Annotated in this window: 16 protein-coding genes; 9 read left to right on the top strand and 7 right to left on the bottom strand. The window is 42.7% G+C overall.

Annotated elements, in window-relative coordinates:
* The 5 genes from prmC to HYN46_RS07555 all read left to right on the top strand — a co-directional run bounded on the left by prmC (position 1) and on the right by HYN46_RS07555 (position 3,809).
* Complete coding sequence (gene prmC, locus HYN46_RS07575; protein ID WP_114900672.1) at positions 1-879, top strand: peptide chain release factor N(5)-glutamine methyltransferase; 879 nt, start codon at positions 1-3, stop codon at positions 877-879.
* The gene (locus HYN46_RS07570; RefSeq protein ID WP_114898813.1) at positions 873-1,625 is read left to right on the top strand and encodes a HesA/MoeB/ThiF family protein; all 753 of its coding nucleotides are present in this window, start codon (positions 873-875) and stop codon (positions 1,623-1,625) included. Before prmC ends, HYN46_RS07570 begins: the two co-directional genes overlap by 7 nt.
* Positions 1,626-1,708: 83 nt before the next feature.
* Complete coding sequence (locus HYN46_RS07565) at positions 1,709-3,007, top strand: ABC1 kinase family protein (protein WP_228254919.1); 1,299 nt, start codon at positions 1,709-1,711, stop codon at positions 3,005-3,007.
* Positions 3,008-3,052: 45 nt separating this feature from the next.
* Positions 3,053-3,433: a dihydroneopterin aldolase gene (gene folB / locus HYN46_RS07560; protein ID WP_114898811.1), complete on the top strand. Its 381-nt coding sequence runs from the start codon at positions 3,053-3,055 to the stop codon at positions 3,431-3,433.
* Positions 3,405-3,809: a 2-amino-4-hydroxy-6-hydroxymethyldihydropteridine diphosphokinase gene (locus HYN46_RS07555; RefSeq protein ID WP_114898810.1), complete on the top strand. Its 405-nt coding sequence runs from the start codon at positions 3,405-3,407 to the stop codon at positions 3,807-3,809. Before folB ends, HYN46_RS07555 begins: the two co-directional genes overlap by 29 nt.
* Before the next feature lie 8 nt (positions 3,810-3,817).
* Here HYN46_RS07555 and HYN46_RS07550 read toward each other — a convergent pair whose 3' ends face one another.
* From HYN46_RS07550 to HYN46_RS07540, 3 genes are all read right to left on the bottom strand, one after another.
* Entirely contained in the window at positions 3,818-5,284 is a 1,467-nt protein-coding gene (locus HYN46_RS07550; RefSeq protein ID WP_114898809.1) for a mechanosensitive ion channel family protein, read from the bottom strand.
* Positions 5,285-5,502: 218 nt separating this feature from the next.
* Positions 5,503-6,138: a 2-polyprenyl-3-methyl-6-methoxy-1,4-benzoquinone monooxygenase gene (coq7, locus tag HYN46_RS07545; protein ID WP_114898808.1), complete on the bottom strand. Its 636-nt coding sequence runs from the start codon at positions 6,136-6,138 to the stop codon at positions 5,503-5,505.
* A gap of 5 nt (positions 6,139-6,143) precedes the next feature.
* The gene (locus HYN46_RS07540) at positions 6,144-7,457 is read right to left on the bottom strand and encodes an MFS transporter (RefSeq protein WP_114898807.1); all 1,314 of its coding nucleotides are present in this window, start codon (positions 7,455-7,457) and stop codon (positions 6,144-6,146) included.
* 132 nt (positions 7,458-7,589) lie between these two features.
* On the opposite strand from HYN46_RS07540, the gene HYN46_RS07535 reads away from it, so the two are divergent.
* Positions 7,590-9,998 (top strand): BamA/TamA family outer membrane protein, encoded by a 2,409-nt coding sequence (locus HYN46_RS07535; protein WP_114898806.1) that lies wholly within the window; start codon positions 7,590-7,592, stop codon positions 9,996-9,998.
* The gene (locus HYN46_RS07530) at positions 9,998-14,599 is read left to right on the top strand and encodes a translocation/assembly module TamB domain-containing protein (RefSeq protein ID WP_114898805.1); all 4,602 of its coding nucleotides are present in this window, start codon (positions 9,998-10,000) and stop codon (positions 14,597-14,599) included. Before HYN46_RS07535 ends, HYN46_RS07530 begins: the two co-directional genes overlap by 1 nt.
* Positions 14,600-14,772: 173 nt before the next feature.
* On the opposite strand, the gene HYN46_RS07525 is transcribed toward HYN46_RS07530, so the two are convergent.
* The 3 genes from HYN46_RS07525 to HYN46_RS07515 all read right to left on the bottom strand — a co-directional run bounded on the left by HYN46_RS07525 (position 14,773) and on the right by HYN46_RS07515 (position 17,432).
* Complete coding sequence (locus HYN46_RS07525; RefSeq protein WP_114898804.1) at positions 14,773-15,411, bottom strand: DedA family protein; 639 nt, start codon at positions 15,409-15,411, stop codon at positions 14,773-14,775.
* Positions 15,412-15,478: 67 nt separating this feature from the next.
* The gene (gene argF, locus HYN46_RS07520) at positions 15,479-16,408 is read right to left on the bottom strand and encodes an ornithine carbamoyltransferase (RefSeq protein ID WP_114898803.1); all 930 of its coding nucleotides are present in this window, start codon (positions 16,406-16,408) and stop codon (positions 15,479-15,481) included.
* Between the two features lie 340 nt (positions 16,409-16,748).
* A complete protein-coding gene (locus HYN46_RS07515) occupies positions 16,749-17,432 on the bottom strand; it encodes a TetR/AcrR family transcriptional regulator (RefSeq protein WP_162818116.1) in 684 nt (227 codons plus the stop codon).
* A 486-nt stretch (positions 17,433-17,918) separates the two neighbouring features.
* Here HYN46_RS07515 and HYN46_RS07510 point away from each other — a divergent pair, with 486 nt between their 5' ends.
* Both HYN46_RS07510 and HYN46_RS07505 read left to right on the top strand, forming a co-directional pair.
* A complete protein-coding gene (locus tag HYN46_RS07510) occupies positions 17,919-19,376 on the top strand; it encodes a glycosyltransferase family 4 protein (protein ID WP_114898801.1) in 1,458 nt (485 codons plus the stop codon).
* A 240-nt stretch (positions 19,377-19,616) separates the two neighbouring features.
* On the top strand, positions 19,617-21,038 hold the full coding sequence (locus HYN46_RS07505) for a glycosyltransferase (RefSeq protein WP_114898800.1): 1,422 nt from the start codon (positions 19,617-19,619) through the stop codon (positions 21,036-21,038).
* 66 nt (positions 21,039-21,104) lie between these two features.
* Here HYN46_RS07505 and HYN46_RS07500 read toward each other — a convergent pair whose 3' ends face one another.
* On the bottom strand, positions 21,105-25,175 hold the full coding sequence (locus HYN46_RS07500; RefSeq protein ID WP_114898799.1) for a Pls/PosA family non-ribosomal peptide synthetase: 4,071 nt from the start codon (positions 25,173-25,175) through the stop codon (positions 21,105-21,107).
* Positions 25,176-25,262: the final 87 nt, after the last annotated feature.

Raw genomic sequence — 25,262 nt, 5'->3', positions numbered from 1 at the left:
ATGGCTTCCCTCAATCTCACGATTGCTCAGGCTCTACAAATGACAGGGCCGGCGGTTCTTCAACGTGAGCTTGAACAGGTTCTAATGCATGTTTTAAAACAAAATCATGCATTTTTGCGTACGCACCCTGAACGTTTGCTCACGACAGAACAAACAGATTTATTTCAAGAGTTTCAACAACAGCTTGTAGAAGGAATTCCCTTAGCATACGTCCTCGGCACACAGGCATTTTGGACATTGAATCTAAAAGTGACATCTGCAACGTTGATACCTCGCCCAGATACCGAGATGGTTATTGTGACTAGCCTAGAGCTATTCGACAAAGATCAAAAAATCAGTGTGTTGGATTTGGGAACAGGCACGGGGGCTATCGCATTGTCTTTGGCCAGTGAGCGACCATCATGGAGCATTACTGCCACGGATTTCTCATCCGATGCATTAGCGGTTGCGATGGATAATGCCCATAGCCATCATTTAGATCATGTTCGATTCTTTCAAGGCAACTGGTTTGAAGCACTACCAGACACACTCTCCTACGATTTGCAGGGCTCTAATCATCGTGAAAGCTTCGATCTCATTGTCAGCAATCCCCCCTATATCGACTCTAGCGATGCACATCTTGCTAACCTCACTCATGAGCCAATCAGTGCTTTAGTGGCTAAAGATAGCGGTTTGGCAGATTTAAAGATCATTATTGAGCAATCTCTTAATCGCTTGAGTTTGAATGGCTGGCTGGTTTTAGAGCATGGGTACGACCAAGCAGATACGGTGCGTCACCTACTGGTCAACGCGGGATTTAATAATGTGCGCACTGTGCGTGATTATGGTGGCAATGATCGGGTCAGTGTCGGCCGTAAAGCAGGCTTACCGTCATGCTAGATGATGCGCAGCTATTGCGTTTTAGTCGGCAAATCTTATTGCCTGATTGGGACATTGACGCCCAGCTCAAGTTATCGCAAGCACGTGTATTGATGATTGGAATGGGAGGGCTCGGTTGCCCAGCAGCAACAGGTCTAGCACGTGCCGGATTGGGTTATTTAAGGATTGTAGATTTTGATACGGTTGACGAAAGCAATCTTCAGCGTCAAACTCTTTTTATAACTCAGGATCTCGGTCAGCCTAAAGTCACAGCGGCTAAGCGTAGTCTACACGCGATCAATCCATGGCTTGAAATCGACGCCATTCAAGATCGAGTTTCTGAGCAAAACCTACCATCATTATTAGAAAGTGTTGATTTAGTACTTGATGGCTCAGATAACTTTGCGACTAGAGATGCTGTAAATAAAGCGTGTGTAGGAGCTAAGATTCCGTTATTGTCAGCAGCGGCAATCGGCTTTGAAGGTCAAATGACGCTGATCATGCCATCGAAGGCATGTTATCGTTGCTTATTCCAAGATGCACCTGATGATGATGCACGACGTTGTGCAGATACTGGTGTGTTGGCTACAACGACGGCAACAATTGGAGCCATGCAAGCTCATGCTGCACTTTTGTTTTTAGGCATGGGATTAACCCCTTTAGCTGAGCGTTTGTTACTATGGGACGGTTTAAATCTAAATCAACGCCAAATACGCTACCATAAAGATCCGCATTGCTCAGTATGCGCATCGACAAACTCAATATGATGAATGGTGTGGCTTAGAATTATTATTATGTTGTCGCTTTAAGGTTACGGTCTTTAAAAAAACTTTCTTTAGGATTGATGCGAATGTCAGAAAATCATCTGTTACTCAATAGCTTGCGCAGCATCGCTCGTATCGGTGAAACCACGCTCGTTTTGGCAGCAGCAGGCATTCGCTATGCCAATCAGAAGCCTCCGACATCCCTATTGGTTCGTGAAACCTTTGAGAAGCTCGGTGCGACTTATATTAAACTGGGGCAGTTTATTGCCAGTTCACCATCACTATTTCCTCGTGAGTATGTTGAAGAGTTTCAGGGGTGTCTGGATCAAACAACACCTATTCCTTTTTCTGAGATTCAGGCATTACTCGTTGATGAGTTTGATCGTCCTTTGACTGAAATTTTTAGTCATATTGAGCAAAAACCTCTGGCATCAGCTTCCATTGCACAAGTGCATGCTGCGACACTGGTTACAGGTGAAGACGTTGTCATCAAGGTTCAGAAACCTGGTGTCGAAACTATTTTGCATACGGACCTTGGTTTTGTTCATTTTGCAACGAAACTGCTTGAGCGCTTTGTGCCAAAGCTTAAATTTGCATCATTAGCGGCGATCGTCAATGAAATTAAAATCCGCATGGTTCGTGAAGTAGACTTTATTGAAGAAGCACAAAATATTCTAGATTTTCAGCACTTTTTAGAAAAAACAAATAACACTCAAGTCGTCGTTCCCAAAGTTTATGCTAAAGCATCAACACGTCGCGTATTAACCATGGAGCGCTTTTATGGCGTTTCAATGACTAATATTGATGCAATGAAACAATATACCAAGGATCCCGCACAAGCATTGATCACTGCAATGAACACCTGGTTTGCATCATTGATGCTATGTAAAAGTTTTCACGCAGATTTGCATGCAGGCAATCTTATGTTACTCACAGATGGTCGTGTCGGTTTTATTGATTTTGGGATCGTTGGACAGCTAAAGCCTGAAGTATGGCAGGCTTCCATCAGCTTTATGCAAGCATTGCAAACAACCAATTATGCATTGATGGCCGAAAACATGGTTAGCATGGGTATGACTCACGCCAAAGTTGATCTGAAGGTTTTACAAGCTGACATTGAAAAAATGTTCCAGACGCTACTCATGGCGGATCCGCAAAAGATTATTTCTGGTGAGACTGGCGATTTGAACACATTACTTATGGATATGGTTCAGGTTGGCGAACGTCACGGGATTCGTTTCCCCAGTGATTTCGCGCTACTCATGAAGCAAATGTTGTATTTTGATCGTTTCATGCAAGTGCTGACTCCTCATATGGATCTATTTGGCGATGCACGTTTACAACTTGTGGCTGATGTTGAACCTGTATCAAAGTTAATTCATTGATGACATGAGTATTTTTAAAATGCTCATAAGAAAATAAGGTAAGCAATGGATAAGGTTCTGATTGAAGGACTGCGTGTTAATGCAGTTATCGGTGTATTTGATTGGGAGCGGCAAATTGAACAACCCATATTGATCGACATCGTAATGCTTGTTGATACACGTGCTGCAGCTGTGAGCGATGATCTAAACGATGCTGTCAATTACGCTTTGGCTTCAGAACAAATCACGGAGCTTACCCAATCTCTACAACCTCAGTTACTTGAGACCCTTGCCGATAGATTGGCTGAGATGTTATTAAATAATTATCCAACTGTTGAAAGTGTACAAGTTCGCGTCAAGAAACCTTTGGCAGTCAAAAGTGCTCAGGCTGTCGGCATAGAAATTATACGGGAGCGACATGCGCTATTGGCTCGCTCTGGGAAGTAACGATCAACCTCAACCAGCATTAGATTTTGCTTGTGCTTCTCTGGAGAGACTGGGCGCTGTTCACGTTTCCTCGCGTTATGAGTTTCCACCACGTAGTGGTATCGGGGTGGACTACATCAACATGGCTGTGCAGCTTGATTCTGCGATGGGTATCGACCGCCTTCGACAACATATTTTTGAGCTTGAAACGACCGCCGGTCGTATTCGGCGGTCAAATACGGTACGTTTAGATATCGATCTAATCGCATGGCAGGAGGAAGGGCAGGCTGTCGTTTTCGACCCAAACCGGTTTCCACTTCCACAAGATGTTGTTTTGCCTATGCAGGAAATCTGGCAAGAGTGCACCATTTCTTTACAACAATTCGCACGAACTTAATTGTCGGATTATTTCTTTAACCACGTCGATGTTCTACGAATCCACTGCCTAAAACCATGCTGAGCAACGGGCAAAGATTCATGTTCAGCCAATAATGTCTGTCCAGTATGCTCACGAAGGCTTAATAAATTCGAAAGTGCATCGCCAACTTCCGCACGAGCTTGGATAAACGGCATCAAATCATCCTTTTCTATGCGATAAACCATAGTCGGTGTTAACGTTCTAAAGTGCGCCCGCATAGGCGTATTTTTCAAAATGCCTGATTCACCGATAACCTCCCGAGGACCCATTCTACCTGCTTCGATTACCGAGCCATCTTGGGTTGCTAGACATACAGAAATAACCCCCGATTCGATAATAAGCAAATAGTTCGTCACCTCACCAAAAGTAATGATTTCTTCACCTACAGGGTATTCGTGCCCGACCATTTTTGTGCTTAAACTTAATTTCTCATCATCGGTTAATGTCCTGAAAATGCTAATTCCATCCAGTAATATCTTTTGATGCGTCGCTTGAGGCGGGATCACCATCGGGAGGGATAAGTTATGCAACAGGACACCTGTAGCCGCAAGATGTCGATAGGCAAGGTCATATAGTAAATTACAAACACGCGTCTTTTGGTCCATTGAGCGCACAAAACCATTAATCTCGTATTCAATAGAAATTGCTTTTGCATGCTTAAGCTTTGCACTGGCTCCAGGTGTTGTGAGCAATTCGCTGCACCCCTTAATCGCTCGATCAAGGGCTTCAAGCACAGTACGAGGGCGTGCTTCAGGAGTGACTTCAATGATGATTGAAATGCCGTGAACATTACTGGGGCGACTTAAATTAATAATTTTTGTTTTTGCGATTAGTGAGTTGGGCAAAATGACGAGACTACCTACACCGTTCAACAGATGTGTGGAACGCCAATTGATCTCGACAACTTTACCTTCGGTCGATTCAACGACAATCCAATCATTCAGTTGATAAGGTTTTGTAGTATTGAGCACGATTCCAGAGAACACATCGCTCAAGGTACTTTGTAATGCCAAACCCATAATAATTGCGACTGCACCAGAGGTCGCAAGTAGACCTTTTACAGGTAATCCCATTACGTACGCTGTTGCTGCAATCACCGCGATGAGAAAAATTACTGCCCCAAGCACGTCTGTTAATAATCGACTTTTTTTACCGACCTCGGGAATAAATAAAGTGTTAATTAATATCGTTAATGTTCGCGCTCCCAAAAGCCACCAAATTATTTCAAGTCCCATGGAAACCAGATGGAGAAGGGGTTCTTCTGACCACGGTGCTGCTTTAAGAGGACTCATTCCTGCTTTTAACAAAATGGTACTGTAAAGCAAGAAAACGATGAGTCTTCCTGCCAATCGCCAATACTTAAGAGTCTCTGGAATAAATCGCCAAAACGCGACATCCAATAATAAAAGCGTAACTGCGCACTCTAAGGGGTGGGAAAGAAAAATGGCTGGCATAACTCAAATCTTAAGAGAGTGTTAAGGTTTGAGTATCGCGCGTCGAACATTGAAGTACAAATATTTTTTTACTCGGAATTGATCCTAAAGGTCATTGGATATTGAGCTAAAAATAGTTCAATATCTTTAAGTAAAAACTGATTTTTAATCCTTAGAATCGTCTTTTGCTCTGCGAGAAAGCTAAATAAAAGTTAAAGTCGATCGTTCACAGCGGTTTTTTAAACAAAATAACTGCTTTTTGTCATCACTTTAGATACGACTCCCATGACTTTCTTCACAGATTCAGGAGGCTCTTTACCACCCGCCTCCAAAGCTTGTGCACGGTGATGAAGTTCATCTTCATGCATTTGCTCTAGGATTGCACGGCTACGCTCATCATTTTCAGGTAAAGCTTGCAAATGTTCATCAAGATGTGATCCAACCTGACGCTCTGTCTCAGCTACAAAGCCCAAGCTGTATTGATCCCCAGCTAAGCCTGCAATAGCTCCAATTCCAAAGGACATGGCGTACCAGAGTGGGTTGAGTAGACTCGTATGGCTATCAAGTTCCTTTAAGCGCGTCTCACACCAAACGAGGTGATCTTGCTCTTCACGAGCGGCCTGTTTCATTGCTTCGCGAACATGGGGAAGTTTGGCTGTCAATGCTTGTCCATGGTAAAGCGCTTGAGCCGCGACCTCACCACTATGATTTACACGCATCAATCCAGCGACATGGCGTGCATCACTGACATTCAGTGCACTGGTTGCTTCAGGATGTGGAAGAGGACGATCCGCTTGTGTGCTATGAGGCACCACACTCCGTAAAGCTTGATCAAAGGAGCTGATAATCCGATCGGCTAAAGTCTGGCGGCGCATTGCAATTACTCCAAGTTTTTTGTTGAGTCTTCTTGACCATTATTTCGTAAATGACGGATAACAATCAATGAAACTAAGGTACTCAATATGGCTGTGATTAAAAACAATTCTGGAATTGTACGATGTAACCCTGACAAGATCGCGACAGACACTAGACTTGAAATCACCATAAATAGTGCATTCATAATGCTATTTGCTGCAATCACGCGTGCTCTAAAACATTCTGGTGCGTCAGACTGCAAATGCGCATACAACGGCACAATATAAAAACCGCCAAAGACTCCAATACCGAACAATGAAAATAATGCGGGCCAATATTGGGATTGGTGGACCACTTCTACAATATTTTGATGATGGGTTACATGGACGAGATTTTGGGTGGAGAGATAAAGTATTGCTGAGAATACCGCAAGACCTACGGCACCCACAGGCACTAATTTTAAGCTAGCGGTATGCCCTGTAAAACGCTCACACAGCAAAGAACCCAATGCAATTCCGATGGAGAAAATAGTCAATAAAAAGGTGACCACACTTTCCGATCCATGTAGCACAACACGGGTAAATTCTGGAATTTGAGTCAAAAAGGTAGCGCCGTAATACCAAAACCAAGAGATTCCAATGATTGTGTAAAAAACATCACCTAATTTACTGGCATAAACTAATGTTTCTTTAGTAGTTACAAAAACATTCCAATTTATTTTTAATTGAGCATGTCCAACAGATTGCGCAGGAATTTCATGAGAAAACAAATATCCAATCACTGCAATTGCCAATAAAGTTCCACTGATCCACGCAAAATTTCCACCCGCATTGGCCATAATTGCACCACCCAAAATCATGCCAGCGAGGATTGCAAGAGAGGTTCCTGTTTCAAACATGCCATTGCCACCCACCAGCTCTTTCTTCGCAAGAAGCTGGGGTAATATGCTGTATTTTATAGGGCCAAAAAAAGTCGAATGCGTTCCCATGAGGAATAAAGCAAACATCAGCAGCCAAAAATTATGTGTAAAAAAACCTATTGTTGCCAACAACATAATGCAAATTTCAAAGATTTTGATATATTGAGTAAGCTTCGATTTCTCAAACTTATCTGCGATTTGCCCAGCCGTAGAGGAAAATAAGAAATACGGCAAAATAAATAAGCCTGCAGCAAGGTTATTTAAAATAGTCGGCTGAATATGCATGATTTCAGCAGCATGAAATGTGAACAAGATCACTAAAGCTTGCTTAAATGTATTGTCATTTAATGCACCCAAAAATTGGGTGATAAAAATTGGTAAAAAACGTCGTGTTTTTAGAAGTGAAAATTGGTTAGGCATGAACCGCTCAGCTAGAATACAGGCGACTGCTACCATAACGATCTCTGAGTTCACTAGCAAGCTTTAGGACAACACGTTATTATTCATCTGGTCACCACTCATCCTATTCGGTAGTCAAACAGGTTCTTTTGCATGCCAATTTCGCGTTTTTCATCATTTGTGTGGATGGTCGTTGGTGCTAGTTTGACATCAACAGCGATTCAAGCCGCCGAGCCGGTACAATCACCACCTATTGATTCGACTCAAAATACTAATGATACGAACACTCAAGTAAACGCGGATGCATCCAACAACTCATCCACTGCTAGCGATGAAACCACTACAACCAAAGTATCGGCTGTGACTTCAACTGAAGCAGGAGCCTCATCAGCAGTAGCTCGTCAACCCACGCCGTCAACAGCCAATACAGATACTCCTGTCGCTACACCAAAAGCCAAGCCCGGCTTCTTCAAACGCGTGCGAAATACCATATTTTTTTGGCGGAAACCGGATACAACGGAAGAATACGTAGCAATGCCCGCTGAGCCTACCATTTCAGTTAAGGTCAATGGCGCCCCTGAAGAACTTGAGACAAATTTAATCGAAACTTTAAAACAGGTAACGATTTCTGATTTCGAAGATTTCCAGTTTGGTCTTCCTCGTTTTAGAAGCCTAGCAACAGATGCTGCACAGGCAGTGGGCTATTACGATGCCAATTTCAGATTCAGCAAAAATGGCACGGATACCTTAATTATTGATGTCGTACCTGGTGATCCAGTGAAAGTTGCAAGTCAAAAAATCGAAATTACTGGTGAAGCTGCAAAAGATAAACCCTTTATACGTCTGCAAAGCTCGCCAGATTTACAAGTTGGTGATATTTTCAACCATGGTGAATATGAAAAAACAAAAAATAGAATTATTAATATGGCAACAGATCGAGGGTATTTTTTAGGGCATTTTCTTGCCCATGATGTACAAGTGACGCTTCCAACCAAAACAGCAGATATTGTTTTGGCATATGAGAGCGGAGTACGGTATAAGTTTGGTGATGTGATTTATAAAAATACCAATGGCAGCACTAAACTACCCATTAAGCCTGAGGTACTTGCTACATTACAACCGTTCAAACCCGGTGACCCTTATAGTGCAAACGCACTTGCAAAATTATCTCGCAATTTATTAGATACGCGTTATTTTAATAATGTTCAAGTTGATGCGCCAACGCCAGATGCGTTAGTTGACGAGGCAACAAGTACCCCAGCAGTTGCAACAGTATCAAGTACAGCTGAGATTAAGCCGCCGACAGACAGCAACTCGGCTGCGAAAGATGGTGCCTCTCCACCAAAGACTAATGAAACTGAATCTCCGACAGCTAGTAAAGATGCTACGCCGGCAGCTCAGGCCAAGACAGCCTTACAAGGGGCTATCGATTCCTCAATCTTAAATGATCAAAATACTGGCCTCGCTACTGTCAAAGCTGTTGACATCAAAGATGATCACTCACCAGCTACTAACAATGCGAAATATAGCATTCCCGTCATTGTTTTACTGAATGCGGATCATCCTAACAGCGCTGAGGTCGGACTGGGCTTTGGAACCGATACTGGACCTCGAATTCGGACTCAATACCGCCGTGCATTGATAAATGACTCAGGACATAGTTTCGATGCCAATGCTGAAGCATCAAAAATTCGTAAAGCCTTGGATGTGAAATATAACATCCCATTGGGAAGCCCACTTGAAGACGTGTTTAGTGTGTTCGGTGGGTTTGAAGATGAAAAATTAAATGAAACCAGTGGATTGGATGTTAATACTAAAACTATAACGGTGGGGGCACAACGTGCTGTTAAACCTGCTGGGGATTGGCAACGCACATACTCGATACGTTATCGTTTAGATCAGCTTGAAAACAATGCTCTTGATAATGTTGACCCCTCAACATTACCTCCGCCATTTAACGTTGCAGGGATTAGTACCAATCAACAAGCGCTGCTCTTTGGATTTGGACTCAATAAAGTCACCTCTAAAGGAGGAATTAATCCGACTTCAGGTTTTCGTCAATTTTATCAAATCGACACTGGTGCTAAAACCGCGTTTTCTGATGCCAATATGGTGATTTTACGTGCTGGATTTCGCGGATTACAGACCTTTGCAGTTAAGCATCAGATTGTTGCCAGTGCGGATCTAGGATCCATTATCACCACTAATTTTGATGATGTTCCTTATAATCTGCGCTTTTTTGCCGGTGGAGATCAGAGTATTCGGGGGTTTGACTATAAGAGTTTATCGACTCAGCGCAATGGCTATAATATTGGTGGTCAGAACCTTGCCGTAGGATCCTTTGAATATAATTATTTATTTAAACCCAAATGGCGCGGGGCGGTATTTGTTGATGCGGGTAATGCTTTCGATAAACGATTTACGGATCCTGTTAAGGTTGGTGCTGGTTTTGGTGTACGTTGGGCTTCTCCGGTAGGGCCGGTTCGAGTGGATATCGCTGCTGGTGTTTCTGAAAGAAGTGTACCTGTTCGTTTGGTATTCTACATAGGAGCGCCACTTTAATGACTGCTCCTGAACAATCAACAACTCAACCAACATTACCTAAAAAAAAGACATTGCGACGTGTATTAGTTGGTGTCTTTAGTCTAATTTTTGGTCTGCTTGCCCTTTTAGTTATTGGTCTCTTTGCTCTTGCAGGATCGGATTCTGGGACAAAATTTCTACTCGACAAGGCTGGCACGCTTCAGCATCTAGTTACCTATCATTATGTAGGCGGTAACTTGCAAAATGGCGTGACATTAGATCAATTTCGAGTCAATTTAGAAAAGACCGATATTACTGCAAAGAAGATAGTTGCTCGAATTGGCTGGCGTTCAGTACTTGCAGGAGAAGTGCATTTAAGTCATGCCGTTATAGATGATTTGGTTATCCATTCAAAAACCCTCTCCAACGGCAAGCCTTTTACCTATACCCCGATTAAACTGCCGGTCGTACTTCGTGTGAATGAAGGCATTATTAATGGTCTAACTATTAGTCAAGTGGTTCTTGATCCCGTTTCCCATCAACTTGAACCTAGAGTTGACATTGTTTTTACTCAAGTCCATTTGAGAGAAGCGCGCTGGAAAGAGGATTTACTTACTTTAAAAGATTCCAGTATTAAGAGCGCAGAATTTGAAGCAGATCAAGTTACTGGTGACATGGAGTTTAATCGTCATTATCCCATCAAACTTACTGGTCGCTTAGCAATCCCTTTGTTGCATAAAGAAGGCTTTCCACCATTCCAAGTCAATGTTACTGGTGATTTAGAAGAAATACATGCAGGTCTTGTTGCACAAACAAAGGATGTGATGGGTGGCAATCTTATTGTACGTCCCATGGATCATATTTTATCGTTGAAAGGTAAGTTAAATTGGAATGATTTCCATTGGCCCATTGTCACGGACCAAAATTTCTACTCAAAAACGGGGCAAGCTGAAATTTCAAGCCTCCCTCATGGTATAGATATTCATATCGTCACTGACTTCATGGGTAGCAGCGTTCCTGCTGGACAATACGATGTTAAGTTGTTTACGGACTACAAGGGTCTGGATATCCAATCTTTAAATGCAAAAATTGCACAAGGGACAGCAACTGGTTTTGGGCGTTTGGATTGGCAGGGTGATTTACGTTGGTTTATCCAAGGGCAATTTACAGGTGTCAAAGTCGCCAATTTACTACCAGAAAATATAAAACCTTATTCTACGTACCTACCTGAAACATTAACTGGACCATTTCGTCATACCGCATTGATGGGGAAACACCATACCCAATTGGGGGTCAGATTAATTAGTTCTGTAGGTGAACAATGGATTGTGGGCGTGGGGCGTGCAGGAAGCATGGGAAATAATAGCCTTCCACTTGCCGTAGATGCACGATGGCAAAACCTGAGTCGTACATTAGCTGGGGCTGGACAGATTAATACTGGAAGCGGTACTGCAAAAATCGGAATGCACCAAGGTCTTACAACCATTAATACAACGATTGAAATGCTTCCCAGCCAGCATGTGCCATCTGGGCATTATGCAGCCACCATTATCAGTCAGCCAACGGGTGTGAAGATTCCGATTTTGACGTTCAAAGGAGATGCTGGGTCTTTAGGTGCTGCAGCAAATATTAGTTTTGCTACCAAAGCAGAGAAGAAGAAAGCCGCCAAACCGATGACTTGGGCTGCTTCAGTTGCAACCAAAGGTTTAGACCTTACTTCTATTGTCTCTTCACCAATACAACGCTTACAGGGTGCAATTACAGCTTCGGGAATCAGTACGCAAGCACAACAAACCATTTCTGTACAGCCTGAACTAACGGGAATCCTTCAATCAGAATCCGTACAAAAAGGAGCTAGTACTCCATCACGAAATATTTCTCTTACAGGAAAGGGACAAGCAATTTTGCTGATGAATACCGCTAAGAATACAAGCGGTTTGAAATCATACTCCGCAAAATTTGATGGTGATTTAAAAGGTAGTGAAGCGCCCACCGGGAATCTGAATATTCAGGTTTCAGGTACACCAGACCTCACCCGAATCGAGCGTTTTGAACATAACGGCGCAGCAGGTCAGATCAGTGCAACAGGTCAAATTATGACCAAAGCTGGTCTTCAATGGCAAGCGACAGGTCGACTCAATAATTTTAATTTAGGTTTCTTTGTCCCAACTTATCCAAGCGCACTCAGCGGTGCCTTTAACACAACAGGACAATGGGATGCTTTGGTACGCAATGTTCAAATTTCACAATTAGATTTAGCAGGATCATTGAAAAAACAACCTTTACTGGCAAAGGGCTCTTTGAGTGCCATTTTCAATCCCAAAGCAGTATCGCCGCTACCAGAACGTTTAATTGCCAACAACTTTATGGTTGATTGGGCTGGTAACCGTGTTACTGCAAATGGTGGTGCCAGTGCGAGTGGTACAGGTGCTCCTGTTGGTAATTTCTTGATGAATATTGATGCCCGGAATTTAGGGCAGATTAGCCCAAATTTAAATGGTCGAGTCTATGGAACAGTTTCTCTCTCTGGCCAAAGCCAGTCACCTGATGCGCATATTAATTTGTCGGTAGAACAATTAAAAATGCCTGAGCTGACCATCAAAAATGCCACTCTTATTGGTGATATTCCTCAACTAGGGCTCCAACCGAGTCAATTGACACTCAACGTGAATGACTTGCGTCGAGGGAAGCAAGTTATAAACAATGTTAATGCCAAGCTTACAGGCACACAAAAATCTCATGCTTTAGATATGGCAATTAAAACACCGAAAACACAATTTTCGGTGCAATTAGCTGGTGGCTTGAACGAGCAAATGGATTGGATTGGTCAGATACGCCAAGGCGCCTTAAGTACGAAGCAGCTCACCTTAAAACAAGAGCAAGCTGCGGCACTACAATATTTACATCAAACACAAGCAGTCACATTAGCCGCACATTGCTGGTCTGGTGCAGGTAAATTATGCATTACGGAACCTTTGATTGCCAGTGCGCAAGCTGGTCATGTCGCAATTGCACTTGATGCATTAGATCTAGCCGGTTTCAATGACGTGATGCCAAGTGGCATGGTCTGGACTGGAAAATTACAAGGTCATGCAACGGCCAGTTGGCAAGCCAACACATCGCCGCAAATCAACGCCCAAATCTCAACAGACAATGGTTTTATTGGTTTGGCTGCGGATGATCCACAAGACCCACCAAGTACCATGCCATATCAACGCTTAAGTCTACTACTGGCAACTGAAAGTGATGGTATAAAACTCCGTTTTGATGCTAAAACTCCCAGTATCGGTACAGGGTATGTTGATGCACTGATTGATCCAAAACCTGAAACAAAAACCATTAATGGTGCGTTGGTTTTAGATGATGTACAACTGCAAGTCTTGAAACCGTTTTTACCCGGTATTCGCGATCTTTCAGGTGTTGCATCACTTGCAGGCGGGATGAGTGGTCCACTTACAAATCCTGCATTCTATGGTGAATTTAAGCTTAATAATGGTCGCATTGTTGCGACAAATCTACCGTTGAATCTGCATGACATCAATTTTTCATCCAGTATCCGCGGGACTCAAGCCAGTATCAATGGGCAATTTATGAGTGGAGACGGAAAGGGAACTTTGACTGGATTAGCAACATGGGTTGATAAGCCTGAAATTAACTTAAAATTAGTCGCAAAAGAATTAGAAATACGTCAACCGCCGATGGTCGCTGTATGGGTTAGTCCTTCAATAGATGTTCAGGTCTTACCTATAGACAAGCAAGTAACAATTAATGGTCGTATTGATGTCCCTCGAGGCTCTATCACTCCTGGCGCAAGCACAGGAAGCAATGCAATCTCAAAATCTGCAGACGTCCGTGTCGTGCGCTTGGATCAAAATGTCGATACCGTACTTCAAAATGTAAAAGCATGGACAATCAATGCGGATATCGATGCGGCTTTGGGCGATGCTGTTTATTTTAGGGGCTTTGGTTCTAATGCGAAACTCCTTGGTCAATTGCATATACGCCAGCGCGGACAAGGTGGTATGACTGCCGTAGGACAAATTGCATTGCAGCGTAACGCACGGGTTGAAGCTTATGGTCAAGCGCTGACGTTGAGTAAGAGCAATGTCATTTTCAGTGGACCTATGCTGCAGCCACAATTGGATATCGAGGCATTTAAGATTATTGATAGCCATACTGTAGGGCTCCGAATCACAGGTCGTGCAAGTAATCCTAAGATCACCACATTTAATGATGCTGGGTTAACCGATCAAGAAACCTACAGTGCGATTTTATCGGGACATATCAACTCGACGAGCTCAACGATTAACAACACCGCGGGTTTCCGTTCAGATGTAAACAATGCCATAGCCGCAGCAGGTATTAGTGCGGGGCTAAGTGGCTCTCGTGGTTTTACCAATAAACTGGGTAGTGCTTTTGGTTTAAGTAATCTGACTTTTGATGCAGAGGGAAGTGGCGATGGAACTACAGTCAATGTCACTGGCTATATTTCACCTGATCTCTATCTGCGTTATGGGGTTGGCGTATTTACACCGATCAACAAGCTGACACTTCGCTATCAAATGACGCAACGGCTATATATGGAGGCGAGTTCCTCTCTGGATCGTGCAATCGATTTCTTCTATAACTGGCGTTTCTAGATGTTACATCTGATTTGCGAGACAAAAAAATTATGAATCAAAATCTAGATTGGGGAAAGGCAACTCAATCTAGATTTTTGATTGAGCTATAATCGAAAGGAACTCGTTTTTTATTACTAAGGCTAAATGTTCAATGTTTGGTACTTTAATTAGCACTCTTAAAATTGTTTCCCTTATTCTTTCGGCTCATTTTTTGCGAGATTATTTTGTTCACGAGTCGGTAAAATAATATCGCTACTGTCATGAATAGTCTTTTGAACATCTTCATCTATTTTTTTATTTAAGAAAGCTGGATGCCAATGACGTCGCCACCATAAAATTAAACCAATAACCAACGCAACGGGTAAAAGCTTCCAATAAATCGGAAGATCACCTAGTTGTACACCTACCCAGTAAATTAAGCTGAAAACGGTACCCGTCCATACGATACCCGACCAAAAAATGACTTGGCCAAAACGCCAAATTGGCATGCGATTGATTCCACACCAAGCATATGCCACAGTGCGCAAACCAGGGACAAAGCGACACATAAACAATTCTTTGTTTGAAATTGCAGCATCACTATTAAATTGTATATTTCCCATGGGTTTGCGCAGTATTCTGGCAATCAAATATATTGTCAGATCACCGGTGCAGATTCCAAAGAATGCACCAGCCCACGCATAGAAAGGCGGAACAACACCTGTTGAAGCAAGTGTTGCTGACAAAATGAGACCCGCATCCTCCTGAATATAACAAAAAAAGATAATCCCAATCGTCGCGCCTAAAGCACCATGATTGATGATTTCATTGATAAAAGAAGGAATTATCATAATTTAGTTTTTCCAGTTGTTCTTATTTACACACAATAACCTGTCTTTAATGACAGTATTGAGTGCATTAAACAGCCGGTCTTAATAAAAACTCCATAAGCGCTTTTTGGGCGTGTAAACGATTTTCAGCCTCATCCCATACGACCGCACGCGGATCATCAAGCATATCTTCGGAAATCTCTTCACCGCGATGCGCTGGTAAACAATGCATAAACAGGACATCATCTGCCGCTAAATCGAGTAATCGAGGAGTGATTTGATAAGTTGCAAATCGACGCTTACGAATATTTTGTTCAGCTTCTTGCCCCATACTGGTCCAGACGTCGGTTGCAACGAGATGTGCGCCTTCAGCTGCAGCTTCACTCGACGAGACTAGCTCGGCACAATGTGCGTATTCAAATAACAGTGCAGGATCCGGTTCAAACCCGTATGGCGAAGCAATCTTTAACTTGAATCCTAATTGATGTGCCGCATGGATATAAGAGTTACACATGTTGTTACCATCACCGATCCAGGCGAAGGTCTTCCCAGCAAAGTCACCACGCATTTCTTTATAGGTTTGCAAGTCGGCCAAAAGCTGACACGGGTGGTGATCATCAGTGAGTCCATTGATCACAGGCACACGTGAATAGGCGGCAAAACGTTCAACGGTTTCATGCGCAAAAGTACGAATCATCACGATATCAACCATCCGCGAAATAACCCGTGCAGAGTCTTCGATCGGTTCACCACGGCCCAGTTGAGTATCACGTGGTGACAAAAAAATCGCACTTCCTCCAAGCTGACTCATGCCAGCTTCAAAAGATATCCGTGTGCGTGTACTGGATTTTTCAAAAATCATCCCAAGTACACGACCATGAAAGGGCTGATGCAATAAACCCTGACGATGCAATGCTTTAAGCTCGATTGCCCGATCTAAAATATTATGCAGTTCCTCGGGTGTAGTATCGAGTAAACTTAAAAAGTGCCGTGGAGGCTGACTGGCTAACCGCAACATGCTAACTCCGCGAATTGTTGCAAAAAAAACTTCTCGCAATTCTATTATTCGTTCATTTTCTAAAAACGTGAGATGGCCTAATCCAATCTTCACTTAAGCATATATGTAAGCAATAACCGCACTTCCATACGCCAAAGATTAGAAAAACCAGAGATTATACTTGATAAATATGAAGGGCAGGGAGAAATACTTGCGCTTACGACCTACGCGCAAGTTCATCTTATTGATTTAGTCATAGAAGCCATGACAGATATTTTTAAATATGGGGACACAAAGTGAGGCTTTTTGAACGGGTGTCAATTACCTCTTAGCTGCAAAATGAGATAAATAACGTGAATTGTTAATGAACTGGTCTATGGCTAGGGTGATGTGCTGCCAAAAAACGATCAATAAAAAATTCAAAAAAATCATCAACACTTACATTTTCTTCTAATGGTGGGAGCCCGATCAGTATTCGCCACTTAATATGCTGCAAGAAACCGCCAAACATAACAGTCGATTCAAAAGGGTGTGGACAATAAATATCTCCACGTGCATCAGCATCCATTAATATCTTAGCCATTGTGGACTGTCCGCGTGCAGGTCCAAGTTCATAAGCAATACGACCAATTTCTGGATCGCGCTGTGATTCACGAACAATTAAACGCATGAATGCGATTTTATCTGGCTGAATAACAGCATTGTATAGCTTCAGCGCGGTATCTATAAGAACTTCGCGCACACTTGATGTACCAAGTTCTGTAGGTAAGGCATTTTCACCGAAGAAACGTTCATGCCGCCGTTGAACCAGAGCAACTAATAAACCTTTTTTGCAACCAAAATACTGATAAATCGATGCTTTAGAGCCACCAACATGCGCAACTAAACTGTCTAAACTGACACCGTCAAAACCATGCTGCAAAAACAACTCATCTGCCGCTGCCAGTAATGCCTCGCGTCGATCAATCCCACGTTTTGTCTGCGGTAAATTAGGCATCGTATCTGCGATAGAGTGGATTTGCGTGTTTTCGATTGTATCGGGCATTATGAATTCCATGGGTTATTGACAAAAAATGTCCAGCCTAGTCATCTCAAAACTTGCAGTATTTTGCTGAATTTCGTGTATTGATAAAGCATGAATGAGTATATTTTGAATGTGCTCCCTTAATACACTCATTATCGTACTGTACAGTACAGTACCATACATCATCATTCTCACTCAATACAGAGTCGTATCAAAATGCAACTGATTTATTCAGATTGGTTGTAGCAACGCTTTTATGAATACATATGAACTTAATAAATTGATGGGTCGTTGATAAGCAATAATTGTTTCGCTATGAACAAATTGTGTGTTTAGGTCACTAATTAGATAGTAAATACCCGAATTTATGTGAGCCAGTACGCAAACAAAAAAACGTGCACACTTTTATTCGAATCTATAATAAACAGTCTGAGTTGTACCTAAGTAGATTAAAACTTAGCATGCTTGGCTTAGTGGATTGAGTAATATAAAACAGGGAAGGATTTCATGGCATCTATTTTGATGACAAATCTCATTTTAGCAGAGAGGTCCGGGACGGAGATTGCTACAGTAGAGCTAGCATATGCCTTAAAGGGTCGAGGGCATCGTGTAGCGATATATAGTCCATCACTAGGACCTACTGCACATAGGGCAAGAGTTCTAGGGATACCTGTTACTAATCGAATTGAGTCGATCGGCTTCGTACCAGATATTATTCATGGACATCATAATACAGCATTAACAGTTGCATTGATCCGCTTTCCAAAAACCCCGGCCATATTTGTGTGCCATGATTCATCAACCCCTTATGATGCTGCCCCCCCGTTAGTAAGCCGAATTGGTGCTTATATAGCTATCGACCATGCATGCCGCGATCGAATGGTATTAGACGGTGTTCCTGACACAAAAATTCAAATTATAGCTAATGCAGTAAATCTAGACTTATTTAAGCCTCGAATAGATTATGCGATCACCCCCAAATCAGCATTAGTTGTAACCAAACTGAATACCGATTATGTTGCTGAAATAAAAAAAGCATGTGATCTTAGAGGGATTGAGCTTAGTGTTGTCGGTGTTGGTGTCGGAAAAGTTGTTGATGATTTAGCGATTCGATTTCAAAAAGCTGATGTTGTCTTCGGCTACTCAAGAAGTGCAATTGAGGCGGCTGCAACAGGCGCAATGGTTATCATGACTGATGGAAGCGGTTATGGGGGCATTCTCTCATCGAACATGATTGAAGAATGGCCAAATTGTAATTTAGGTCGCCGACACTTTTTAAATAAACATGTTAGTTCTGAAGATATCCTTACAGCGTTAGATAGTTATAACGTCGAAGAGCTCAAAAAAATATCATATATAGTGCGAGAAAAAGTTGACCTTAATGCATTAGCACTAAAATGGGAAACATTATATGAGGAGGTAATTTCTTCACCTAAACGTCTTGTCAATCCTGCACATGACGATGCCTTGCTTGCATCTTATGTTGCACACATGACATTCAACGTAGCTGAGAAGTATTCTGATGATGATATGGAGCGTTACGCAGTTTATCGTTTTGATGCAGCCAATCCTCGCTTGAAAACCTTAGTTGGAAAAAAAACCAAATCAGCCCTTACAACAACTGGGGTAGCAGGTTTTCTTTTATTTGGTCCGTACATCCCTCTAAAAAATGGTTATTACCGAGTTAAAATTTTCGGCAATATAACCTTTTTAAATGAACAGGACTATGTTGATGTTACGATAGAAAGAGGGATGAAAAAATTAATAAAAGTTCCGCTTAGTCATGTACCGAGTAGTGATCTAATTGTAGATATCCCACTTTATTTGAATGAATCTGCGACTGATATCGAAATTAGAATCAATGTTTCAGCTGATTCTCGCCTAGAAGTGTACTCAATAGAAATTTCTCCTGTTGATCATGAGTTACAGGAAAGCGAATTCAATTTAAATCAATATATTGCCTAACTACAAAAATTCTCCGTAGTTTATTTTCTACATCATAATATCCACCTTTTAATAATTATTCGATTTTAATTTTCCATGACACCTTCATGGAAAATTAAAAGTAATAGCTACAAATTTTCAGTGTATTCAGTTGCTTTTCCAATAGTCTAGAGTTATAAAACCTATAAAGTTTTGTTTTATTTCTAATAATCATCATCTAAAACTCAGCTTTATATAATAAAACTTGGGGGAATAAGACCTATGCTTTCGATTTTAATTACAAACATCATTTTATCTGGGCGCTCCGGTACGGAAGTTGCGACGGTCGAACTTGCATATGCCCTAAAATCTAGGGGACATCGTGTTGCAATCTTTAGTCCTATGCTCGGTGCAACCGCAAGAATTGCCAGAACGCTGGGCATCCCCGTCACAAACCAAATCGGGAAAATCGGTTTTGTTCCCGATATTATTCATGGTCATCATAATGTCGCTTTGATCGCCGCTTTAATCCGTTTTCCAAAAACTCCAGCAGTTTTTGTTTGCCATGACTCCGTTTCTCCATACGATTCGCCACCACCGCTCTTAAATCGGATAGGAGGGTACGTTGCTATTGATGCCGTATGCCGTGACCGAATGATCGTAGATGGTGTGCCCGAATCAAAAATTCAAATCATTGCTAATGGTGTCGATCTCACAAAATTTCCCTTACGACAGAAGATCGCAAAAAAACCCTCTAAAGCATTGATCGTGACAAAACATATCGCAGACTTTGTGCCTGAGATTGAAAAAGCATGCAAACTTCGGGGAATTGAAGTTGATGCTGTAGGCAGTGGAGTCGGAAAAATAGCCACCAATTTGCCCGAAAGGTTTCTGGAAGCAGATGTCGTATTTGCTTTTTCACGCAGTGCCATTGAAGCATCTGCCACAGGAGCAATGGTCATTTTAACCGACCATAATGGCTTTGGTGGGATACTGTCATCTGAGCTGCTTCAAGATTGGCCAGACAGTTTTATGGGATGTCGTAAAGTTGTTGAGCACACCATTCGTACGGAATCGATGCTGCATGCGCTTGAACAATATGATGCTAAGACTATTACGGAAGTATCATCGACATTGCGAAAAAAAGTCGGACTGGATTCGGTCATTCAGCAGTGGGAAGGATTATATAACGATGTCATTCAAGCGTGGAAACCTGAGCTTATCGACTCGGCACATGATGATGCGCTGCTTGCAGCGACTGTTTCAGAGGCAACGATGACACTCTATGAGACATACGATAACTCAAATTCGATTTCTCGCTTTGATGGTGCAGATATTCGCTTGGCGACTCAGGTTGGCAAAAAGTCCGGTACAGCCATTCGTACAACTGGCGTACAAGGATTCCTTGTTCATGGCCCATATACCCCCCTTGAGGCTGGGCAATATCGCGTTAAACTTTATGGTGAAATTAGGTCATTAGGCGGTGAATTTCATGCTTTCGCACAAGTGACAATTAACAAAGATAGGGTCGTTATTATTGACAGTTACCCATTGATTAAAATTGAAGACAGTAACTTAATTCTGGATATGCCACTTTTACTCGATGACGCAGTTTCTGAGTTGGAGGTACGCGTCTGGGTCTACGCAGATTCAAGTCTGGACGTGAATTTATTAGAAATAATAGCAGTTGAAGAAAAAGAATAGCATTTCCTTAAATCTTGAAGAGCCGTATGAGATTGCTCATACGGCTTCAGATATACAAAAGTATGGTCAGTCTGCCTTTCTCCATGGTACGGCAGGCGACCCAGTCCATGCGCTTGATGGCGGAATTTGCTCACCCTTCATTACCAAGGTCAAAGGCCCGAGGTAGGCATCATGGCCCACTTCTGCATGATATAGAATAATACTACGCGCACTCACCGAAACCCGATCACCGATGATGACGTGCCCAATCTTCATGATTCGGTCTTCAAATAGATGCGTCTGTGGTCCACAGAAACTATTCATTTCTACATGATCACCAATTTGTACGCAATCATATTCAGTGATATCTGTGGTATCTAGATAGACCTGTTTACCAATTTTTGTACCCATCAAGCGGAACATCCAAGGCAACAGTGGTGTACCGCGTAAATAGTTTAGGAAGTTTGGGACTGAGACAGACTCATGGAGACTGGTTACCGCTTCACTGAGCCAAACAAAGAGTGTCCACATCGGCACAGACTTAGGTTTGTAGCGCCCGATCAAAATCCATTTGAGCAAGCCAACAAAAATAAAACAGCCAACCCCATAAAGCAGTCCACATAAAATCAGCATAGCAAACCCAGCAGTCCACCCTTGATTTTCTGTCGTTTCAATGACTGAGAGTACGACCATGTAACCCACACCAATCGTAAGCGCAAGTGGTAGCACTATACGCATTGCTTCGATGAAGCCCCGCGCAATACGGCGCAATATGGTCGGCTTAAATGTTAACCCTTCGGTAAAACCCGTCATCTTCTCGCGAGCAGGGAGGCGTATTGGCGGTGATCCAAACCATGTTTCCCCTTCGTTAATCGCATGCTCTGGCGCTTTAGACTGCACACCAATCAAGACCCCATCAGGAATTGTCGTACCATCTGGGACATACGCGCCATTACCGACAAAACTGCGGTTGCCAACAACAGTGGGTTTTAGAATCATCCATCCTCCACTGATTTCCTCATCACCGAGCATCACTGCATCGGCAATAAAGCTCTCATCGCCAAGAGTTAGCATGTCTGGCACAACGCCCATAGCCGTTGAAATCTCAGCATCACGACCTACTTTAGCACCCAGCATTCGATACCACGTTGGTGCATAAACGGTGGCATAAACCCCACGTAGGATTTGCAGGCTGGATTCCTGAATCTGGTTTGCAAACCATTTGCGATAATACGTTTCACTATGAACTGATGAGATTCCCGGTTTTAGACGTGGTAACGCAATCCATCGAATTGCCACAGACAATAAAGCAGTCACAATAATCATAACGGCGCTAGCAGGGATTGCTAAGATGAAATAATGCACCGCAGTTAACGTAATATTGTCAGCAGCAAGAAGTGGACTTAACCAATGTGCATCAAACCAGTCAACAATAATAAACGTTGGGAAAATCGGGATAAAGAATAGACAGGCCACAACCATGACGCTGGCTAAGAAAAATACAAACTCTCCAATCAATCGTGTATTTGATACAGCTGGACGTGGCGGGTAGCTAGCGGGATCAAAAATTTCGACTTTCTTAGCCGGTGCACCATCCCAAACTTCATATTCATTGATTGTCTGTCCATGGGAGAGTGCGGATAAACCATTCAAACGCCCATAAGTTTTGATCGTAGTATCACTTTCTAAGATTGCATAAGATCCAATATAACTTTCCTTTTCGAGATTAATACTGCCTAGAACCAACCAGCCGCGTTCAACGCGAGCATTCTCCAGATTCACCGATGAACCAATGCTAACACCATCACCAATATTAACAAGGGAAGGCATGCGTACATGAATAGAGCCAATGGAAACATCGTGCCCTACCTTTGCCCCCATACCTCGTAAATACCAGTGATATAAAGAAGAGCCCGATAGCAAATGCACTGGTGCAACGTCAGAAAGACGATCAGCAAGCCACCAACGTAAATAAACAACGCCCCAAAGTGGGTACCTTCCCGCTTTGATATTTAGAAGCAATAAGCGTTTGCCGAAGATCGAAACTGCAAAACCAGTAATTTGTGTCAATAAAAATACGGCAAGTGAAACACCGATTGCATACCAAATATTATCGTCAGGGCTACCTGTCAAAAAGTGGTAGGTGAAGAAGGGTGCAAGCCACTGCAGAATATGCAGACTGATGAGGAAAGGCAACAAAATGATTTGAGCCAGCCCGCAGAAGAAACGGCGTGCTGTATGATCTTGTAATTCTTCCGGTTGCCACGCCGCAATATTATCTTGTTGGGCGGATTGCTCAGCCATTTTCTCTGCAATTGCCCCAACACGACGTTTCTGATAAAGATCATGAATCGTAATGTGGCTGTATTCTGGAAAAGCACGTAAGCCTGAAACTAAACGTGCAGCCAGTAATGAATGGCCACCTAGATCATCAAAAAAATCGGCACTCAGTTGAATTGGAGCATTCGGAAATAACTTATTCAGTACGCCGAAAAGTGCAACTTCGGCTGGATTGGTTGGTTCGTCGGAAGCAGCACGATCGACGATTGTCGTCAGTGGCAATACACGTAGCGCTTTGCGATCAATTTTACCAGAGAGTAACCGCGGAACTTGTTCGATGACCTCAAAACGATTGGGAACCATATAAGGCGGTAGTTTTTCACGTAACTTTGCCCGTAAGTGAGTGCTACTCAGACTTTCCGTCTTGGCTTGTAAGTCGTGTTCTTGTGATCCATCGGGGACGATAAATGCGATCAACTGATCCATGCCATCTTCATTTCGCAGTAGCACTGCAGCGGTACCTATCCCTGTTTGTTCGGTGAGTATTGCTTCTATCTCGCCAAGTTCTACGCGGAAACCACGAATTTTGATTTGATCATCAGCACGGCCCAGCAGTGCAATCTGACCAGTTTCATCCAAAATCGCGAGGTCACCCGTTTTATATAATTTAGATTCTTCTGGTGTCTGGGCCCATGGATTATTTAGAAACTTCTCAGCGGTGAGATCGGGACGACCTAAATAACCATCAGCAACGCCCATACCGAAAATACAGAGCTCACCGGTTTCACCGATATTGAGCAAATTAAATTGGTCATCGACCACCAGCAGACCATAATTTGGTAATGGTTTACCTATGGTCACCGGATGTCCACGATGTAGATTCGCTAAACTGGCGGAAACAGTCGCTTCTGTCGGGCCATAAGTATTAAAAATTTGATGATGGGCTAGTGCCCATCGCTCAACCAACGAATCTGGGCACATTTCCCCGCCAAGATTGATAATGCGCAAATTCGGGACATCAATGCTGAAAAGTGCCAGTAGCGTAGGGACAGCATGTAATACCGTAATCTGGTTCTCGATCAATGCAAGAGGTAAGGCATCGGGATCTGTTGTTAATGATTTCGGGGCAATCCATAAGGTTGCACCGACCAAATAAGAAATCCAGATTTCTTCAAAAGACATGTCAAATGCTGTTGAAAAGCCCTGATAAACCTTATCACTTTCTTGCACGCCCAAAACCGCATTTTCACTACGTAAGAAATGACAAATACTACCTTGGTTAATCACAATCCCTTTAGGCTTTCCTGTAGAACCCGAGGTATAAATGACATAAGCAGGATGACTCGGTAAAAAATTTTGCCGATGACTTAAAACACCGCTAACTGGGGCAAGTAAGGCTTCTATTGTCCAAACAGGTTGCTCAATAGGTGCTAATCGAGAATGCCAATTTGCATCACTGATTAAACCCGCAGCACTGGCATCTTCTAGGCAGACCATAATACGATCTACAGGGGTTTCTGTATCAAACGGAAGCCATGCTGCGCCTGCTTTGGCTATACCAAGTTGGGCCACTAATAACTCAATACCGCGCGGCAGCCAAAGACCCACGATCTGGCCTGAAACAACACCGTTTTGGATTAAATGATGAGCCACCAGATCCGCTTGATGATTCAGTTCTGCATAAGTCACAGACCGCTGCCCTAAATTTTCATCATTGAAAATGAGCGCAATTTTTTCTGGTACTCGAGAGACGGTCTCCTCGAACAAATCAGCAAGAACTTCATGCTTGAGTAAATCTGGACGGTTTTCGCCACGAACAATAGCTCGTATGTCTGAGTGATCAGTGTTGTTTTGATTTTCTTGAGATGCAGAGTTCACAAAATATCCAATTACAATAGAATAAATTTAATAAAGAAAGTATTGTCGATTAAAAGTGTCGCTCCGACAACTAAAGAGCGCTATGAC

It is taken from the genome of Aquirhabdus parva, assembly GCF_003351745.1.
Taxonomy (GTDB): Bacteria; Pseudomonadota; Gammaproteobacteria; order Pseudomonadales; family Moraxellaceae; genus Aquirhabdus; species Aquirhabdus parva.
The sequence above is the reverse complement of the archived record's forward strand: the minus strand, read 5'-3'. Positions and strand labels throughout refer to the sequence as shown.

Coding starts and splice junctions, on each gene's coding strand:
- prmC (WP_114900672.1), top strand. CDS start 1: ATGGCTTCCCTCAATCTCACGATTGCTCAGGCTCTACAAATGACAGGG.
- HYN46_RS07570 (WP_114898813.1), top strand. CDS start 873: ATGCTAGATGATGCGCAGCTATTGCGTTTTAGTCGGCAAATCTTATTG.
- HYN46_RS07565 (WP_228254919.1), top strand. CDS start 1,709: ATGTCAGAAAATCATCTGTTACTCAATAGCTTGCGCAGCATCGCTCGT.
- folB (WP_114898811.1), top strand. CDS start 3,053: ATGGATAAGGTTCTGATTGAAGGACTGCGTGTTAATGCAGTTATCGGT.
- HYN46_RS07555 (WP_114898810.1), top strand. CDS start 3,405: ATGCGCTATTGGCTCGCTCTGGGAAGTAACGATCAACCTCAACCAGCA.
- HYN46_RS07550 (WP_114898809.1), bottom strand. CDS start 5,284: ATGCCAGCCATTTTTCTTTCCCACCCCTTAGAGTGCGCAGTTACGCTT.
- coq7 (WP_114898808.1), bottom strand. CDS start 6,138: ATGCGCCGCCAGACTTTAGCCGATCGGATTATCAGCTCCTTTGATCAA.
- HYN46_RS07540 (WP_114898807.1), bottom strand. CDS start 7,457: ATGCCTAACCAATTTTCACTTCTAAAAACACGACGTTTTTTACCAATT.
- HYN46_RS07535 (WP_114898806.1), top strand. CDS start 7,590: ATGCCAATTTCGCGTTTTTCATCATTTGTGTGGATGGTCGTTGGTGCT.
- HYN46_RS07530 (WP_114898805.1), top strand. CDS start 9,998: ATGACTGCTCCTGAACAATCAACAACTCAACCAACATTACCTAAAAAA.
- HYN46_RS07525 (WP_114898804.1), bottom strand. CDS start 15,411: ATGATAATTCCTTCTTTTATCAATGAAATCATCAATCATGGTGCTTTA.
- argF (WP_114898803.1), bottom strand. CDS start 16,408: ATGTTGCGGTTAGCCAGTCAGCCTCCACGGCACTTTTTAAGTTTACTC.
- HYN46_RS07515 (WP_162818116.1), bottom strand. CDS start 17,432: ATGCCCGATACAATCGAAAACACGCAAATCCACTCTATCGCAGATACG.
- HYN46_RS07510 (WP_114898801.1), top strand. CDS start 17,919: ATGGCATCTATTTTGATGACAAATCTCATTTTAGCAGAGAGGTCCGGG.
- HYN46_RS07505 (WP_114898800.1), top strand. CDS start 19,617: ATGCTTTCGATTTTAATTACAAACATCATTTTATCTGGGCGCTCCGGT.